Consider the following 16529-nt stretch of genomic DNA (forward strand, 5'->3'; position numbering starts at 1 on the left):
TCAAAATCCAAGGCAGAGTGTATCTTTAGGTGTTTTACACTCTGCTTTTTTTAATACGCACAATCATGAAAACAATACATACCAAGGCAAGGCATACCGAATGGTTAAGTGCTGAAGAAATGCACGATGCCTCTAAATTATGGTTATCCGAATTGAAGTTCTTCGCTGAAGAACAGATCTTCTTGGAAGACTTGATCAAATCCCATACCCTGGAGTTGATCGATAAAAAGCACTTCGAGGAAAGTAAGGCTATAATCGATAGGCTTTCTGTGATGGTGAAGCAAACCAAGACCTTGACAAAAGCCGTGAAAACACACGAGCGCAATTTGTCCATAATGGTGGATGGCAAGGACCAATTAGAGGAAGAGGCCAATTATAGAAAGGAACACAGAAATCTTATAGAGCTCATAGGCGAGTTCAAGAAACGCTACCAAACCGCAAAAACCGATATATTTAAATTGGTTTCAACGGTGATGAAGGAAGGAAAGCAAAAACGACTTTTAACATAAATCATGAGATATATAGCACTCATACTATTAATGGTAATGGCTTGGAGTTGTTCGGAAACGCAACTGGTCGATTATTGGAAGAATCCAGATATTGAAACCTACAGTCCGGCTAAGGTGCTGGTAGTGGGCTTATCTTCCAATGCTGCGGCAAGGCTTCAGTTTGAGGACCAATTAAAAACGGCACTCGAGGAACGGGGCATTATGGCGGCACGGGCCACGGATATGGCCAACCTAAGTTCTGGCTCCAAAACTTTAACCGAGGAGGCCCTTAACCAACTAGAGGCCGACCTCACTGATCAAAGCTTCGATACTATTTTGTTTTCCAAAGTCATTGGCATTGAGGATAAGGTGGCCTATAAAACCAATTATGAGGGCTTTGATGAAACCTATGTGCGGTTTAAGGAAGATTTCCTGCGCTATCAAGACATGTATTACAATCCAGATTACTATGATGAATACACCATTTATCATGCTGAAACCTCCATGTACTGTATTTGTCCAACCAAGGACAGGGAACTTATTTGGAAAGGCTATATCGATATTACCGATCCACGGGAAATCGATAAGACGGTAAGCAGCTATGTCAATCTGGTGGTGATAGCGCTTGAAGAGCTCAATTTAATCGAACCTGTTGGTATGCATCCACCTATTGAAAGTGAAACTTTGGTGAACTAGAACGGGAAGTACCCGTGTAACCAAGGGTGTCGATAGGAGAGGGCCAATGCGGTAGATGCGGATAATACTATCTGATTCTCAGATGGCCATAGCAGAAAAAAAGGGTTTAGAAACCATAGTGGTATTCTAAACCCTTTTAATTTGAAATTAAAATCCTTTAAATAAACAGGAGCTGAGTACCGTCTTGATCGGCACGTGCATAGAAATCGCCGATGGTCAAAATACCATCCAACTCATCGATAAGGTCGTCTTCAGTAAGATGGAACATATCGATGGCTAATTTACAGCCCCATAGTTTACAGCCGCTATCGGAAAGGATTTCTAAAAATTCTCCTATAGGCGGCATATCCAGTTTTTCCATTTCTTTTTTCATCATCTTCGTGGCCAAGGCCTCAACACCGGGCAAACCACCAAGCATGGTGGGGATATTCATTGCCGGGTTACCCACGGTAGCCACGTGCAGATGCTCCAGTTTTTTCTTTTGTATGGCCTCTAGGCCAAAAAACGTAAAGAATATTTCGGACTCTATACCTTCCATCCGTGCACCGTTGGCCATCACAAAAGCAGCGTAGGCGTTTTCAATGGTACCCTTGGAAAGGATGAAGAGCATTTTTTTAACTTTAGTACTCATAATAGTATTTTTATTGGATTAATGAATAAAGTTGATTTATATACAGCTTTTTGGTTTTGGGATACCGGCTATTAAGGTCGATTTTTTCAACGGTCCTCCAGGGAACAGGTCGTAAAACTCCTTAATGTTGATAACTCCACTTTTTTTGATGCCCCTTATGGACAAGGCTTCATCGTTTTTGTACTTGTCCTGTAGGTAATCAATAACCTCCCAGTGTTTGTCGGTCATGTCAATACCTTGTTCCTTGGCGAGTTCAGTACCGACCTCTTTGGTCCATTGCGAGACGTCTTCTAAATACCCTTCTTCATTAACATCGATTTCTTTATTGGCGATTACTTTTTTCATGATTATATAATTTTTATAAATTAAACGATTGCTTCAATTTTTTTCCCTTTTTCAGACATGGCAGATGATACAAAAGGAATAGGGATTCCCTTGAGCAGCATATTCCAATAGACCCATCTAAAGGCCAGTTTTCCCATATGGTTCATTCTATTTTCCTTTAAGAGACGTAATGGGCCAATACCTGGGAAAGGAAAACTACCCTCAACAGGTTCTTGGTCGTAGTTAAAGTCTATGAGTAAGGCCTTGCCGCCACCGGTTTCAATAAAACAGTTGGCATGCCCGTCAAATTCGGCATCCAAAGGTTTGCCGGCCACATAGCGCAGTATATTTTCCGTAAGGATCTCGGCTTCAAAATGGGCCACGGATCCCGCTTTGGAAGTGGGTACGTTGGTAGCGTCTCCAATCACAAAAACATTCTCGTAGTCCTTGGACTGCAGTGTGGCTTTATGGGTGGGCACATAGTTGAGGTCGTCTCCCATGCCAGAACGCGCTATAACCTCATCCCCCATATTGGTAGGCACGGTGACTAGCAGATCATAGTCTACTTCGGTTTCTGCGTAATCTATGATTTTATGGTTGTCGTAATCTACGTGTTCTATATTAAAATTAGTGACTTCCTTTATGCCCTTTTCCTCTAATAAATGGTGTAGGGCTTGGGCGGCTTTTGGAGTGGTAAAGGCACCGTCCAATGGCGTCACATAGGTAATATCTACCTTATCGCGCATGCCTTTGTGCTTAAAGTAAGAGTCGGCTAAAAAGGAAAATTCCAACGGGGCAACCGGACATTTAATGGGCATCTCGGTAATATGCACTACCAGTTTTCCACCTTTCCAGTCGCGTAGTTTATCGCGTAGGGCCTTGGCGCCTTCATAGGTGTAAAAATCAAAAATGCTTTTGTGCCATTCCGGTCCGGCCATACCCTCAATTTCCTCTGGGGCTATTTTGGAGCCGGTGGCTACGATTAAAATATCATAATTGAGCGTTTCGTCCGCGTCTAAGGTCACGGTATTGGCCTCAGGGCTAATGCGCTCTATCTTTTTCTGAATGTAATTGACCCCTTTAGGGATAAACTTTTTCCCTTCTTTTTTCACCTGGTCCTCAGTGTATATATCAAAGGGGAGAAATAAAAATCCAGGTTGGTAATAATGGATTTTGTACTGATCTACAATGGTAATCTTCCATTCGGCTTTAGGCAGTTTGGATACCAAATGGTTGGCCATCATCGTTCCAGCGGTTCCTGCGCCTAATATAACTAAGTGTTTCATCGTGTTTGTGTTTTGGTGGTGTCGGTTTAGACCTAACGTTTTATTAGAACAAAGTTAATTGTAACTCAGACTATGAGACATGATATTTGTCATGTATGTGTGTAACATATGTTACATAAGGTTACCTCTTGAAACCATTGTTTTTACTGGGTGTTTCAGAGGTCTTTAATTATTTTATATCCAGGGTCCCAATACTGATATTTATCATAATTCAGCCCTTATGCTTCACCTAACTTTGTGTTTGATAACGTATTAATCAACAGGCTATTTGCAACGAACCAACCGTTAAAACGCCAGTTTTTTGCAATGTGTTTTTAAAACATTCTAATTATGAAAACAACATTTCTTAGATCACTTATTCTACTTTTTTCAATAGGCCTATATGCCCAAACCGGTCATATTATGCAAGGGGTTGGGTCCTTTAATATGTCTATGGGAGGGGCCGCCACGGGGCAGCCTTTGGATATTTCTGGTGCACTGCACTGGAATCCAGCGGCCATTTCGGCCTTTGACGACAAGATTATCAAATTTGATTTGGGCTTGTTCTATTCATCACCCGAGATAAGTTCTAGCTTACCAGCAGGGCTTCTATTTCAAGAAGGCGACTTCGGTCCGGGTTCGCCCGCCTCACCTCCGGTGTTTGGTACTACTAAGGATGATAGAGGGGTCTCCTACATGCCAGCTTTGGCCATGCTATGGGGCAATGCAGACAGCAAGCACACCTTCGGGGTATCGGCCTTTGGTATTAGTGGCTTTGGGGTAACCTTTCCACAGGAAACCAATTTACCTAGCGATTTAGAAGGTAATCCCAATCCGGATTGGAATCCCAATAATTCGAATCCGATTAACTGGCCACAAGGCCTACGGGGCTTTGGTCGTATAGAATCAGACTACATGTTGTTACAGGTGGCAGGTACCTGGGCTTATGAAATTTCAGATAAGTTCTCCTTGGGTATCCAGCCCAATATTAATTATGCCGCTTTGGAATTAGAGCCCAATCCTTTAGCATCACCAGACTTTCCAGAGTCTATGGGTGGTTCAGGTCGTGGGTATCCTAAAGCCGATAGGGCCTCAGCCATAGGCTTTGGTGCACAATTCGGACTCTTTTACGATTCAGGATCAGGGCTAAAATTAGGCGCCTCCTATAAAACCGTACAATCCTTTAGTGCCTTTGATTTTGACAATACCTACTTGGACGGCACCGCTGCACCAAATGTGGAGTTCACCATGGATTATCCCGCCATTGCCTCTATAGGTCTGGGTTACTCTATGGAAAACTTTGATATCGCTCTAGATTTTAGACGCGTGTATTACGAGGATACCGAGGGTTTTGAAGCCAGCGGCTGGGAAATTGGCGATAACGGCTTCCCCACAGGCGCGGTAAAAGGCTTTGGTTGGAAAAATATGTCCGTTGTATCGGCAGGTCTTCAATTTAAGGGTATCGATAGATTACCATTGCGTGTAGGCTATACTTATAGTTCAAATCCTATTGATGACGACTTGGCATTTTTCTCTGCACCAGCAACAGCCATTATAAAACACGCCTATCAGTTCGGATTCAGTTATGAAATTAATCCTAACTGGAGACTTGATGCCGTCTATCATTACGGTGAAAGTGGCAATGCCACTGAAGGACGCTTACTCGACCCGTCACAGATTACACCAGATAATCCGCTTGGTGAAATTCCCGGAACATCGGTATCTTATGAAATGACCACCTCCATGTTTATGGCAGGCGTTAATTATACCTTTACTAAAAAAGCGAAAGACTAAACAGTGGCTTAAGTGTCACAGGTTTTTTTGATAAATGACGAAAAAAAATCCAGCACCAACGTGCTGGATTTTTTATGTTATATCCTGTTGTAAATCTCTTAGGTGTCTCTTACCAGAGCTTACAGCCGCCTTATTGTACTGCATAAGATTGTAGCAAGGCTAGCTCGGTAAATTCCAAGGCTTTTTCGTGGGTGGCCTCCAAAATAAGTCTTGGGGCACAGCCAGAGGCTTCAGCCTCTAACCAGCGGCTGATGCACAAACACCATTTATCGCCCGCCTTTAGTCCAGGAAATTGCCATTCGGGCCGTGGGGTGCTAAGGTCGTTACCTTTTAAGCGGGTAAAGTTGAGGAAGGCATCCGTCATTACGGCACAGACCACATGGGTACCCGTATCTTGAGCCATGGTGCGGCATAGCCCATCCCTAAAATACCCCGTCATGGGGTCTAGACAACAAGGCTCTAATGCGGTTCCTAATACATTGCGTAGCATAAGCGGTTGGTTTTATTACAAAAGTATAAGGTATAGATGTCATTATATGTTAAAGTTGGGCTAAAGCTTGGGTGTGTTTTTAAGCAATAACAAAATTAAATGTAGAAGACACAAGTTAGCAGAATAACGACTTGGAAATTGTAAGGCTTTTTTTATCTTTAAAGTCCCTAAGCAATAATTCTCGTTGACTCCTTTATTGTAATTTAATAAACACCTGTATGTTTCCATAGGATTATTTGTTATGACGCATAAAGAATGCTTAGGTATTTTTGTTCTGATAATTATCTCGAAAAAAAGTACAAAAAACTAATATTATCCCAAAAACATAGATGGTATAACAATTAAATTTATACTCATATAACAAGTTGTACACAATTAAAAGAAACGATATCTAATGAATAGACATAAATACGCTGAAGACATTTCTAATTTGGATTGTGATTGTCCACCATCTGAAAATTATGTTGAAGAAGAGAAAGTGGCTTATCGTTGGGTTCATTCTGATATTGAACATCCATATAATTTTATCCCAGTTTTGAAAATTGACCCAAATAGAATTGATGATTTTGATGACTGTGATGATAAATGTAAAGGTTACGGTTTGTCTTTATTCAATGATTTAAAAAAGGCTGAAAATCGATTGACTAGTTTTTTGAAAAGAAAACCTCTGTTGGCTAAAACTTTAGGAAATGCAATTGCAGAGGGAACAATTGAAAAAAATGAGGGAATTGCTAGTGAATCTGACAAAAGAGGACATTTTACTTTTCACGAAGATGAAAGTTGTGATTTAAAACCTAAATTTACCATCGTAAAACAATTAAATAGTTGAACCAAGATTTAAGACATATAAAAGGATTCAAAATTGAAACTCTACCTTTCGAACTCGAAAAAGTAGGTGACTTAATGTATTTTGATGGTTCACTAATGAGTGTTTATAAAGACATAAATAACAATCCATTTATATTTGATTGGGTTGACTCTAACGAAGAGTTCAATAGGTGGTTAGTTTATCAAATTAATTCAACTTCTCTAAATTCATACATTATTGGAGAAAGCACTCATTATAATTTATTGAACAATCCATTAAATTCAATTGTATTCGTTTTAGACAAAGACAATGAAAATGTAATACGAAATTGTCAGGTTTGCTCACCAAATAATTTGCCTTATGACTATTTACCACATTCAGGTTTAAAATTTGAAGAAGACGATTCCAGAAATCTTGAATTAATAATTGAAAACTTCGAACTTGATTTAACTTCAGCTCAAATAGAAACCAAAGTTTTTGATATTCTGGAAGAAGCAAAAAAATCGAGCGAAGAATTAATAAATATTCATATCAAATCAACAAATAGAAAGGTTGGTTATGGCAAAATATATAGCTCGATATTAGGAAAAGCATTAACTAATTATACAGATTTAAATAAAGCAACAGCTCTTAATATTTACGACACAAAAGCTAAAATTCCAATTGAAGAAAGACCTAGGCGTAAGAAAGGAGAATTGAAAAGTATTAAAGAGATGGGCGAATTAGAATTTGTTTATGCAAAAGCTGCATCTTTTAGTATCTTCCTCAGACCTATCACAAAGCAGACTGAATTATTTGATAATCAAACTAGTTCTGAAAAAATAACTCAAACACTTTTTCAACTTTTTGATGCTAGTAAAGACTTAGAAACACTACGTGAATTCAAAACTACTTTGAATGAAGATATGTTAAATTCATACAACTCGTTCTTAAAAGAAATCAAAGAAGACGATATTGCGATTAATGTTCAATATGCAAATCCAATCAATGAAACTGTACTTATTGACACATTTAATTCAACAAAAGCAAACAACATATTAGGTAATCTCAATTCATTGGAATTCGAAAATGTTAAGGAAATAAAGACCAAAGGTGTATACAAAGCTCTAGATTCTATCTATTCTAGTTTCAAGTTTGAAAGTTTTGATGGAGATATTTATTCCGGAAAATTTTCTAAACAATTAAAAGATGGTGTTCATTTTTTAAATCTTCAAGACACATATCAAGTAACAATAGAAGTATTAGAAACAAAAAAGTCTGGAAAAAAAGGAATTAAAGAAAAAGATACTATTGTTTCCTCTGTAAAAGTTGAAGAATAACTGTGTACAACACCGTGTATAATTCATTGCTAGTTATCGCCTACTTACGAAAGTCCTCTCGGACTTTCTATTCGGTTTTTATTTGCTAAATTTATTGCTTAAACACGCAACGAAATCATACACAAACACGTTCTCTGCAAGCTGAAAAGCCAACCGCACAAACAGCGCATTTGGTTTTTGCCGACACGCAAAGCCAACGCTGAAAAAACCAAAAGAGGTGTTTCTTTTCAACGCTCGATAGAAATGAAACTATATTGAAGAAATTGAATTCGAAACTTTTTCCAACTCGGATTTGAAAAAATAACGGTCGTAATATGAAATCGGTTTAACTCCACCTATAACATTAAGATGCTTTGTCACAAAACGGGTTTTGGCCTCGAATTTACTTTTAAATAAATCTTCGTTCTCTTGAATAAATTCCAAAATACCAAGAACCGCTTCTTTGTGGCGACCGAGTTTATATGTCCCCAAAGTACGGGTTGGAAAATCTAACTGACGAAACAAAATTCTTGTTAGCTCATACTCATCTTCCTTGCAATCGTCAACCGATAAATATACCGACCACCATAATCCAGCTAAAGCGTGTCTTAAAAGGCTACTTTGAGCAGAGGAATCCAAAAACCAATGGTCGGCTATGTATTTCTTGGGGTTTGATGATTTTCCTTCATAAACATCAGCCCAGCGCTTAACCATGTATGGATATAAGTCTGCGTGAGCCAAATAAACCCATAATCGTCTGTCTGATGCTTGAATTGGCTCTAATTTTTTTAAGGCTTGATATATTGAAATTGCAGTTTTGAAATCGTCATTTACATCTAATTGACTTACCAAATCTGGAGTTACTTCTATATTTGGCAACATCAAAACTTGCTTTTTGTCATAGACAAATTCATTCCCTTTATAAAATTCTAATGTACTACCCGAATCAAGGTCATTTTTCAGTTTTTGAACATATTTGTCTTTAAAAATCAGTTGTTTTCCCATATCATACTTCGTTTTCGGATTCAATAATTACATTCAAACCTTCTAATAGGCGTTTAAAGGGATTTCCCAAAAGCCTTTGGGCTATCTCGGGAATATTTTCTTTCTCGGCAATATCCAACAACTTAAATTGCTTTTCTTCTTTCAAACGATAGGCTATCACTTTTGCCCACAAATAATCTTTATGCTCATCAAGATTATACAAAGCGGTCAAAAGTGCATTCAACACTATTGAGGAGTGAAAAACTGGAACAAATTTTACTTCTTGGGAGATGAAATCACTTCTATAAATATTGTATGAATCTGTTGGAAGCTGTATTTCAATTTTATTTTTCTTTAAATCAACATTTGTGAATTTCAAATCCTCATTTTCTACAATTTCCATAAAAGAGGAAACCGCTTTGAGCTTCTCGTATTTAATGTCTGCATTAAACGAAAATTTCCCAAAATAAGCCAAAACATCTCCTTTGTCTAAATCAAAAATATATCCATTATAATCTGGATGAGCTTCTGTATTGGAATAATCGAATATATTTTCTTTAGTTACCAAAAGACAGATAAATTCCACTTTACCTTTAACCTCTTTTTTAGGTATTTCAAACTCTATTTTACCTTTGTTGCTCACAAACAATTTCCGGAAAAGCGTGTTCGTGCAGGTAACTTCAAACAAAAATTCTGCTTTATCTTCAATTAGTAAGGTTTTTAGGTCTGCATTATCGTGCTTGCAGTGAATTTTTATTTCATAATCATCTTGCATTGAATTTATTTCTGGATTGCCCAAATCTGCAGTTCCCAAAATCGCATCTCCTAACCCCAAAACTGGATGTGGAAAACTTATATCATTGAATTTCATACGCTTTCATTTTTACGGTGTGTTTTAAATTATCTGCAAAACGCACAGTTATAAGGTTTCTTCCTGAATTCAGAGTTACATTTTTCAATTTATTATTAGAAATATTTCCATTATCTGTTGACAAAATTTCAAGACTATCATCTCTGTCATTATCTGACCCTACAAGCATTTCCAACTCTGCGTTTTCAATATCATTTTCAGAATTTATAATCATATGATGAAACACATATCCGTTTTCAACTTGTGAGGCGACTTTAAACCCTACTTTAATCAGGACTTTACTTTCCGTTGGTTCTTCTTTAATCTTTCCTTTTTCAATTTCATCAATAGGACCAGGTGGTATTGGATGTGGTGGACCATCTCCTCCACCTCCGCCTCCAGTAGTTATATCCAATTCTCCATCCTTGTCTGGTATAACATCATCTTCTTCCTGAACTTGTTGTTTTTTGGTAATAGTAGGTTGGATTTGAACTGGTTGATTATCGGTTGTTTGCAGTCCTGTTTCATCATCGGTAACTTCATTACTCATTTCTCCAGAAACACTATTGGTTAAATCACCCTCAAAATCAAATTCTTCTTCCTTTTCCAATAAATCTTCGGGAATAGATAAATATTCTTCCAATCCTTGAAATGCCAATTTTTTTCCAGTCTTAATTTTGGACAATGATTCAAGCGACCTAATAATAAAATCGCTAATTTCAATCTCAGCTTTCCGTGCCGTTTTATGGATTTTTCCTTCATTTTTGGGATGATTTTCCTTTTTCCATTCGTTATGAGCAGGGTTTTCCATTAAGCGAAGAATTTCATTTCCTCTGTCATTATCGCAAATAAATACAGCTGAATAACCATTTATCTTTCTTCGCGTTTGTTTATAAACTACCATTTTCGGCTTTCTGAAGTAAGAAGTTCGATTTGGCAAACCCTTTTCTAAATAAACGTACAGTCTTACAGTACCGACTGATTTTAATTCTTCTTCAAATAGATGAAACTGGTCCGTGGATTTTGCATATTTTACGGCCTTTAGGTATGACTTTGGATTCCAACTTTCGATTTCGTTTGCGTTACCGCTTTCAAAACCATCAGAAGAAAAGTATTCATCGATAATTTGCTCTAAATTATCTTTAGCTATTGTAACATCATCTACTTGAACGATTAATTTATTGTCGTGAATTGCTAACCAAAAATTATTTAGAACAGATTTAATCATTAGTCTTTTTCGTTTTGGTTCGTCCCATAAACCAATAATGTTTACGTCTGTTCCCGCTTCTGTTCTTTTAAAAAATTCTGGAATATTGTCTTCTAACTGAACAGGTTCACCATTATTATTGTCATAATATCCGTATGCAGTCAACTTATCATTATCACTATTTTTGTGAGTTGTCAAAATAGTTGAGCCTTCGAAAAAGAAATCATTAGAGTTAGTTAGTGTAGAAACAATAATGGTTTTTATGGGAGAAAGTGTGTAATAAGCTCCTTTACCAAATCCAAATGACCCTCCTGAACCTTGACTTTTTGCACTTACACCACCAGCACGCAAAAAAGCATAAAAAGGAGATTTTGTATTATTTTCATCATACCTCATTCCAATCGTATTATAATCTGAAATTTTCAAGCAAGACAGATTTAGCCTTTTTTTTCCGTCAACGTCACCATTGAGGTAGTACAACATATCTTTGAACAGCCTTTCGGCGTTGTCATTATCGTGATAATAAGACTTACATTGTTCTATATTTTTCTCTATATCAAAAAGATTGGGATAGTCATTTCTGTTTAAATCGAAGAACGAAAAATTAACCTTTACAGGTTTGTTTTCATCATTAACAGCATCTAAAGAATTTTGAATGGCTTCCCTAACAATTGAATAGTAAGGTTGGCCTTTGAATTTCTCGTCAACTGGATCGTTTGGCCCAACATCTCGACCACCTTCTGCTTTAAAATGCCATTTACATCGTTTTTCCATTATGATAATATTAAAAAGAAAATCCTCCTTTATTGCTTTTGTTAAGTTCTTTATCGTACAAAATTCTCGTTTCTTTTAAAGTCCGATTGATTTCTTTAAACATTAACTCTACATCTTTTTGAGTGTATTCGTAATTGTTTTTATTGGCACAATTACCGAGTAAGTTTAGGTAATCTATAACTTTTTGAACCCTGTTAGATGCTACTTTTTCAAATCTATCTCTGCGTTTTGAAGCCATCATATATATTTTAAAAGGTAAATATAGGGTACATTTAGCTTTATTACAAATAAAAAAACTATATATTTTATATGTAGTGTATATAAACAACATATAAATCATTATTAAAAGCAAATAAAATTCACGGAAATTCGTTATTTTGTGGTCAAATATCTTTTAAAATATTTAATGCAAAATCGTACGATAAAAGCAGTAGATTTTTTTTGTTCTGGAGGCGGTATGAGCTTCGGAATGCAACAAGCTGGCATAAAAGTTATCGCTGGAATTGATTTTGATGAAAGCTGTAAAGAAACATACGAATCAAATATAAAAGATGCAAAATTTATTCATGCTGATGTTTTTGAACTAAAAGAAAAAGAACTAGAAAAGAATCTTTCTCTCAAAAAAAATGATGACAAACTCGTACTTATCGGTTGCAGTCCTTGCCAATTTTGGAGTATCATAAATACCGATAAAACAAAATCGGCCAAATCCAAAAATCTTTTAGTTGAATTTTCTCGCTTTGTCAAATATTTTAGACCTGGATATGTTGTAGTAGAAAATGTTCCTGGAGTATTGAGAAAGAAAGAAGAAAGTGGGTTGAATGAATTTATAGAATGGCTAAAAACAAATGGTTATTCAAATCCTCATTTTAAAGTACATAACGTAAATAACTTCGGTGTTCCACAAAATAGAAAGCGATTTACCTTAATAGCTACGCGTCTATCAAAACAGGAAATTCAACCTATCGAAATAGAAGGGGAAAAGCTTACGGTAAAAGATGTATTGGGAGAAGAAAACGGATTTCCAAAAATTGAAGCTGGACACAAAGACTTAACAACTTTTTATCATAGTGTACCAAACATAAGCGACACAAATAAAAAACGTCTAAAAAAAGTAGCCAAGAATGGTGGGAACAGATTTGGTTTTTCAAATGATCCGGAATTGCAATTAGATTGTTTTGTTGGTAGAGATGATTCATTTAAAGATACTTTTGGTCGCTTGTGGTGGAACAAGCCTTCGCCAACCATAACTACAAAATTTTTCAGTATTTCAAACGGTCGGTTTGTACATCCAGAAGAAGATAGAGCCCTGTCAATAAGAGAAGGTGCTACTTTACAATCTTTCCCGAAGGACTATATTTTTAAAACAATGAGTATTGCAAAAACTGCACGAATGATAGGAAATGCTGTTCCACCCAAGTATGCAGAAGCGATTGGTAGGGCAATAATTAATGCCAATGCCTAAAGCCATACACATTTGCAATTCGCTAAGGCCAAAACACAAGCCGAAAATTACGTGCTAAAATCCACTACTTTTCATATACAATACCGTTTGTAGAAAGTTAAAAGTGAACTACCAACCACTCATCACCAAACACGCCTCACGCCTCACACATCACCACATCACCGCCTCACCGCATCACCGCATCACCGCATCACCAATCACCATTCACGCCTCACGTTTAGTCCCCTTACTTTTTCACTACCTTTACAAAAAATCAACACAGACTATACCATACAATGGATATAAAATTAGCAGTACTTATAGATGGGGATAACATCCCTTCGGCCTACGTTAAGGAAATGATGGAAGAAATTGCCAAATACGGCAACCCTACCATCAAGCGTATTTATGGCGATTGGACCAAGCCACATCTGTCCAAATGGAAACACATGCTCTTGGAAAATGCCATTACGCCCATACAGCAATATGGCTATACCACGGGAAAGAACGCCACGGATTCTGCCATGATCATCGATGCTATGGATATCCTCTATTCCGAAAAAGTGGATGGCTTTTGCCTGGTCTCTAGCGATAGCGATTTTACACGTTTGGCCACCCGACTACGCGAAGCGGGTATGCTGGTCTATGGCATTGGCGAAAAGAAAACCCCAAATCCCTTTATCGTGGCCTGCGATAAATTTATCTATATAGAGATTTTAAAGCATCAGGTGGCCCAAGGCGCATCAGATACCACAACCACTGAAAAAACGACGAAGAACGTCTACGATAAGATCACGCAAAAAGAGATTCGGTTTATCGCCTCTACCATTGAAGATATTGCCGATGAGGATGGCTGGGCCTTTTTGGGCGATGTGGGCAGTTTACTGCAAAAGAAACAACCCAATTTTGATTCGCGAAATTATGGCTTTCAGAAATTAACGCCTTTGATTAATTCCATTCCTAACTTTGAGATTGAGCGCCGTGAAGACGCTAGAGGCCGTATGAAACTGATTTATGTGCGGATTAAGGAAACAGCGGGCAAGGGGAAACGACGGTAAATCGGTGATGCGGTGATGCGGTGATGCAGGCAAGCCATGGGTTGATTAGGTTTATGGGCGGAGTACAAAGCTGGTATTCTTGATTGTTCAAGTTTGACGGGCCAAGACCCAAGAACCAGGAACCAAGAAGCAAGACCCAAGAGTCAAGAACCAAGAGTCAAGAGCCAAGAGCCAAGAGCTAAGGGCCAAGAGCCAAGAGCTAAGGGCCAAGACCCAAGAGACACGAGCGGGCAGTGGGAACTGTGCGTTAGCAAATTTTTGTAAGTAAGCTGGCCTAGCAATTAATTTTATACGGTGTTGTACTTAGTGCTTTTTTAATATTTCAATTAATTTTGTATTTACATACACAATTTCTCTTCCTATTTTTTGAGATTTTAATATACCTATTTTTTCCATTTTTTTTAAATATCGAGAAGCTGCTTTCCTCTCTACATTTAACTTTTCAACAACAAACTCTATTTTAGAATAAGGTTGCTCAAAGAGTAATTCGATCAATTCTTTTCTATAAATTTTTGGTTCTTTTTCTTGTGCAAATAGTATCGTTTCATCTAATAATATTTTTATTGAGTTTATTTTTTCAATAGTTCTGGTTGATGTTACTTCAACTGCTTTTAACATATAAATTATATACTCAGACCATTCATCTTTATTATTGACGGTATTAAGTAAACGATAATACTCTGCTTTGTTTTGATTTATATATGAACTTAAATATAGAATAGGAATATCTAGAAGTTCGTTTATAATTAGGTATAGAATGTTTAGAATTCTTCCAGCTCTTCCGTTGCCATCATAAAAAGGGTGAATACTTTCAAACTGATAGTGTAAAATAGCTAAATTAATTAGTGGGTTTAAATCGTTCTGTTTAAGGTTATAATGTTCTAAGAAATTACCTAACAAATCCAAGATCTCGTCTTTTTCTTGTGGTGGTGTATAGACAATTTCTCCAGTTTTATCGTTTTTTAATACAGTTCCAGCCGTTGAGCGAATTCCAGCATTATTTTCAATAATTGTTTTTTGAATTGTTTCAATATCTTTTAACTTTAAAAATCCTTGTTTTTTTATGAGCTCGAAACCAGAAAAAATAGCTCTTCTATAATTTATAACTTCTTTAACTTGAGTTGGTTGTTTAGTGTTTGTAGCTAACGCTTTATATAGTTCATCTTGAGTGGTAATAATATTTTCTATTTCTGAACTATCTTTAGCTTCTTGTAGAACAACTGCATTAACCAACATTTCTTGATTGGGAATAGTTTTAGCAATTCCTTTGAGTTCACCTAATGAATTTGAAGATTTACTCAACTGGCGCAGAATCTCAATGGTTTCTACTTTTTCCCTTTTTGGTGGAAGTTTTGAAAGTGTATTGATTTGGGACATTTTATCTCTTATAATTTTAATATGTACCAAAAATACGTAAAATAGTACAAATTAAAAAGATATGTGACTTTTGTCCCGCATTAAGTACCATACCCAACAGCTAAGGGCCAAGAGCTAAGAGCCAAGATTCAAGAACCAAGAATCAAGAACCAAGAGCCAAGAACCAAGAGTCAAGAACCAAGAGTCAAGAAGCAAGAACCAAGAGTCAAGAACCAAGAGTCAAGAGCCAAGAGCCAAGATTCAAGAACCAAGAATCAAGAACCTAGAGCCAAGGGCCAAGAACCAAGAGTCAAGAACCAAGAGTCAAGAAGCAAGAACCAAGAGTCAAGAACCAAGAGTCAAGAGCCAAGAGCCAAGAACCAAGAGTCAAGACCCAAGAGCCAACAGCCAACAGCTAACAGCTAATGGCCAATCCTAAGAATGAGCTTGTCGTTTTTTCTTAAAATAACTGAGGATAAACAAAAGGCCCACCAACACAAAGGGGATGGTAATGCCCGCCACAATCCAAAGGCTAAGGGCCATGGAATGGTTCATAGCATAATTATGGTTGTAAATAATAGGCGTGAACACAAGACCTATAATCATAAAAAGCAGACCGCCAATTAATTCCTTTTTCCAAGCCAAAATGAGTAAGCCAATTAAAATATAGGACGGTATAAGGTGGATTAAAAATCCTGTGATTTGTTCCCAGAGTGGGAGTTCAGGTGAAAAGGCGTCCAAGGCAAAGAGACTTATAAATAAAATGGCCAGTATACAGAGTACACGCGGTGACCAATGTAGTATGTGTTGTGACCTTGTCATGGGTTTTACCTAAGTGTAGCACTAGGCTACAGGATTTATAGAATTAAAGGTAATTAGGACGGCAGCAACGCGCAATGAGGACGGTCAGTTTTTCTGTTTTTAGGTTTAAAAAGTTCAGAGAATTAGCTAGCGCTGATTCTTTAGGGGGAGGCTGTACAACAGCAAAAGTCCATGTCACCTGCGGTGCCACAGGTACTTTTTTTTGCACCAAGGTTTAGAAGCTATTTTGAGAATTAGCTA

At 37.2% G+C, this 16529-nt stretch carries 18 protein-coding genes; 8 read left to right on the forward strand and 10 right to left on the reverse strand.

All coding sequences use genetic code 11. The features are described from left to right. The first annotated feature begins 65 nt into the window (after positions 1-65). Both CA834_RS03595 and CA834_RS03600 read left to right on the forward strand, forming a co-directional pair. A complete protein-coding gene (locus CA834_RS03595; RefSeq protein WP_094967310.1) occupies positions 66-509 on the forward strand; it encodes a hypothetical protein in 444 nt (147 codons plus the stop codon). A 3-nt stretch (positions 510-512) separates the two neighbouring features. Further along, complete coding sequence (locus CA834_RS03600) at positions 513-1184, forward strand: hypothetical protein (protein WP_094967311.1); 672 nt, start codon at positions 513-515, stop codon at positions 1182-1184. A gap of 157 nt (positions 1185-1341) precedes the next feature. Here CA834_RS03600 and CA834_RS03605 read toward each other — a convergent pair whose 3' ends face one another. From CA834_RS03605 to sqr, 3 genes are read right to left on the reverse strand one after another with little or no spacing between them, the layout of a single operon-like run. Further along, positions 1342-1815: a DsrE/DsrF/DrsH-like family protein gene (locus CA834_RS03605; protein WP_094967312.1), complete on the reverse strand. Its 474-nt coding sequence runs from the start codon at positions 1813-1815 to the stop codon at positions 1342-1344. A 36-nt stretch (positions 1816-1851) separates the two neighbouring features. Next, positions 1852-2160, reverse strand: coding sequence for a TusE/DsrC/DsvC family sulfur relay protein (locus CA834_RS03610; RefSeq protein ID WP_094967313.1), 309 nt, complete (start codon positions 2158-2160; stop codon positions 1852-1854). Positions 2161-2180: 20 nt separating this feature from the next. Beyond that, entirely contained in the window at positions 2181-3425 is a 1245-nt protein-coding gene (gene sqr, locus CA834_RS03615; RefSeq protein WP_094967314.1) for a type III sulfide quinone reductase, selenoprotein subtype, read from the reverse strand. A 330-nt stretch (positions 3426-3755) separates the two neighbouring features. Here sqr and CA834_RS03620 point away from each other — a divergent pair, with 330 nt between their 5' ends. Further along, positions 3756-5198, forward strand: coding sequence for an OmpP1/FadL family transporter (locus CA834_RS03620; RefSeq protein WP_094967315.1), 1443 nt, complete (start codon positions 3756-3758; stop codon positions 5196-5198). Positions 5199-5328: 130 nt separating this feature from the next. Here the strand turns inward: CA834_RS03620 and CA834_RS03625 are convergent, their stop codons facing one another. Beyond that, the gene (locus CA834_RS03625) at positions 5329-5688 is read right to left on the reverse strand and encodes a DUF2237 family protein (RefSeq protein ID WP_094967316.1); all 360 of its coding nucleotides are present in this window, start codon (positions 5686-5688) and stop codon (positions 5329-5331) included. A 394-nt stretch (positions 5689-6082) separates the two neighbouring features. On the opposite strand from CA834_RS03625, the gene CA834_RS03630 reads away from it, so the two are divergent. Together CA834_RS03630 and CA834_RS03635 are read left to right on the forward strand one after the other, a co-directional pair. Continuing rightward, positions 6083-6517: a hypothetical protein gene (locus CA834_RS03630; protein WP_094967317.1), complete on the forward strand. Its 435-nt coding sequence runs from the start codon at positions 6083-6085 to the stop codon at positions 6515-6517. Beyond that, positions 6514-7815 (forward strand): hypothetical protein, encoded by a 1302-nt coding sequence (locus tag CA834_RS03635; protein ID WP_094967318.1) that lies wholly within the window; start codon positions 6514-6516, stop codon positions 7813-7815. The genes CA834_RS03630 and CA834_RS03635 overlap by 4 nt, the downstream gene beginning before the upstream one ends. 249 nt (positions 7816-8064) lie before the next feature. Here CA834_RS03635 and CA834_RS03640 read toward each other — a convergent pair whose 3' ends face one another. From CA834_RS03640 to CA834_RS03655, 4 genes are read right to left on the reverse strand one after another with little or no spacing between them, the layout of a single operon-like run. Then, on the reverse strand, positions 8065-8799 hold the full coding sequence (locus CA834_RS03640; RefSeq protein ID WP_094967319.1) for a DUF6339 family protein: 735 nt from the start codon (positions 8797-8799) through the stop codon (positions 8065-8067). A 1-nt stretch (position 8800) separates the two neighbouring features. Next, on the reverse strand, positions 8801-9649 hold the full coding sequence (locus CA834_RS03645) for a hypothetical protein (protein ID WP_094967320.1): 849 nt from the start codon (positions 9647-9649) through the stop codon (positions 8801-8803). After that, positions 9636-11609, reverse strand: coding sequence for a hypothetical protein (locus CA834_RS03650; protein WP_094967321.1), 1974 nt, complete (start codon positions 11607-11609; stop codon positions 9636-9638). Before CA834_RS03650 ends, CA834_RS03645 begins: the two co-directional genes overlap by 14 nt. Before the next feature lie 10 nt (positions 11610-11619). Then, positions 11620-11850, reverse strand: coding sequence for a hypothetical protein (locus CA834_RS03655; RefSeq protein WP_094967322.1), 231 nt, complete (start codon positions 11848-11850; stop codon positions 11620-11622). A gap of 165 nt (positions 11851-12015) precedes the next feature. On the opposite strand from CA834_RS03655, the gene CA834_RS03660 reads away from it, so the two are divergent. From CA834_RS03660 to CA834_RS03665, 3 genes are all read left to right on the forward strand, one after another. Further along, a complete protein-coding gene (locus tag CA834_RS03660; RefSeq protein WP_094967323.1) occupies positions 12016-13074 on the forward strand; it encodes a DNA cytosine methyltransferase in 1059 nt (352 codons plus the stop codon). A gap of 103 nt (positions 13075-13177) precedes the next feature. Continuing rightward, entirely contained in the window at positions 13178-13387 is a 210-nt protein-coding gene (locus tag CA834_RS14690; RefSeq protein ID WP_206186839.1) for a hypothetical protein, read from the forward strand. Then, the gene (locus tag CA834_RS03665; protein WP_094967324.1) at positions 13350-14111 is read left to right on the forward strand and encodes an NYN domain-containing protein; all 762 of its coding nucleotides are present in this window, start codon (positions 13350-13352) and stop codon (positions 14109-14111) included. Before CA834_RS14690 ends, CA834_RS03665 begins: the two co-directional genes overlap by 38 nt. A 303-nt stretch (positions 14112-14414) precedes the next feature. On the opposite strand, the gene CA834_RS03670 is transcribed toward CA834_RS03665, so the two are convergent. Further along, entirely contained in the window at positions 14415-15488 is a 1074-nt protein-coding gene (locus CA834_RS03670; protein WP_094967325.1) for a Fic family protein, read from the reverse strand. A gap of 414 nt (positions 15489-15902) precedes the next feature. Continuing rightward, positions 15903-16289 (reverse strand): DUF7670 domain-containing protein, encoded by a 387-nt coding sequence (locus CA834_RS03675; RefSeq protein WP_133085449.1) that lies wholly within the window; start codon positions 16287-16289, stop codon positions 15903-15905. Between the last annotated feature and the right edge of the window lie 240 nt (positions 16290-16529).

Source organism: Winogradskyella aurantia (genome assembly GCF_002266855.1).
Taxonomy (GTDB): domain Bacteria; phylum Bacteroidota; class Bacteroidia; order Flavobacteriales; family Flavobacteriaceae; genus Winogradskyella; species Winogradskyella aurantia.

Bases quoted from the DNA above. Each gene is read 5' to 3' on its own strand.
- CA834_RS03595 (WP_094967310.1), top strand. From the start codon at position 66: ATGAAAACAATACATACCAAGGCAAGGCATACCGAATGGTTAAGTGCT.
- CA834_RS03600 (WP_094967311.1), top strand. From the start codon at position 513: ATGAGATATATAGCACTCATACTATTAATGGTAATGGCTTGGAGTTGT.
- CA834_RS03605 (WP_094967312.1), bottom strand. From the start codon at position 1,815: ATGAGTACTAAAGTTAAAAAAATGCTCTTCATCCTTTCCAAGGGTACC.
- CA834_RS03610 (WP_094967313.1), bottom strand. From the start codon at position 2,160: ATGAAAAAAGTAATCGCCAATAAAGAAATCGATGTTAATGAAGAAGGG.
- sqr (WP_094967314.1), bottom strand. From the start codon at position 3,425: ATGAAACACTTAGTTATATTAGGCGCAGGAACCGCTGGAACGATGATG.
- CA834_RS03620 (WP_094967315.1), top strand. From the start codon at position 3,756: ATGAAAACAACATTTCTTAGATCACTTATTCTACTTTTTTCAATAGGC.
- CA834_RS03625 (WP_094967316.1), bottom strand. From the start codon at position 5,688: ATGCTACGCAATGTATTAGGAACCGCATTAGAGCCTTGTTGTCTAGAC.
- CA834_RS03630 (WP_094967317.1), top strand. From the start codon at position 6,083: ATGAATAGACATAAATACGCTGAAGACATTTCTAATTTGGATTGTGAT.
- CA834_RS03640 (WP_094967319.1), bottom strand. From the start codon at position 8,799: ATGGGAAAACAACTGATTTTTAAAGACAAATATGTTCAAAAACTGAAA.
- CA834_RS03645 (WP_094967320.1), bottom strand. From the start codon at position 9,649: ATGAAATTCAATGATATAAGTTTTCCACATCCAGTTTTGGGGTTAGGA.
- CA834_RS03650 (WP_094967321.1), bottom strand. From the start codon at position 11,609: ATGGAAAAACGATGTAAATGGCATTTTAAAGCAGAAGGTGGTCGAGAT.
- CA834_RS03655 (WP_094967322.1), bottom strand. From the start codon at position 11,850: ATGATGGCTTCAAAACGCAGAGATAGATTTGAAAAAGTAGCATCTAAC.
- CA834_RS03660 (WP_094967323.1), top strand. From the start codon at position 12,016: ATGCAAAATCGTACGATAAAAGCAGTAGATTTTTTTTGTTCTGGAGGC.
- CA834_RS03665 (WP_094967324.1), top strand. From the start codon at position 13,350: ATGGATATAAAATTAGCAGTACTTATAGATGGGGATAACATCCCTTCG.
- CA834_RS03670 (WP_094967325.1), bottom strand. From the start codon at position 15,488: ATGTCCCAAATCAATACACTTTCAAAACTTCCACCAAAAAGGGAAAAA.
- CA834_RS03675 (WP_133085449.1), bottom strand. From the start codon at position 16,289: ATGACAAGGTCACAACACATACTACATTGGTCACCGCGTGTACTCTGT.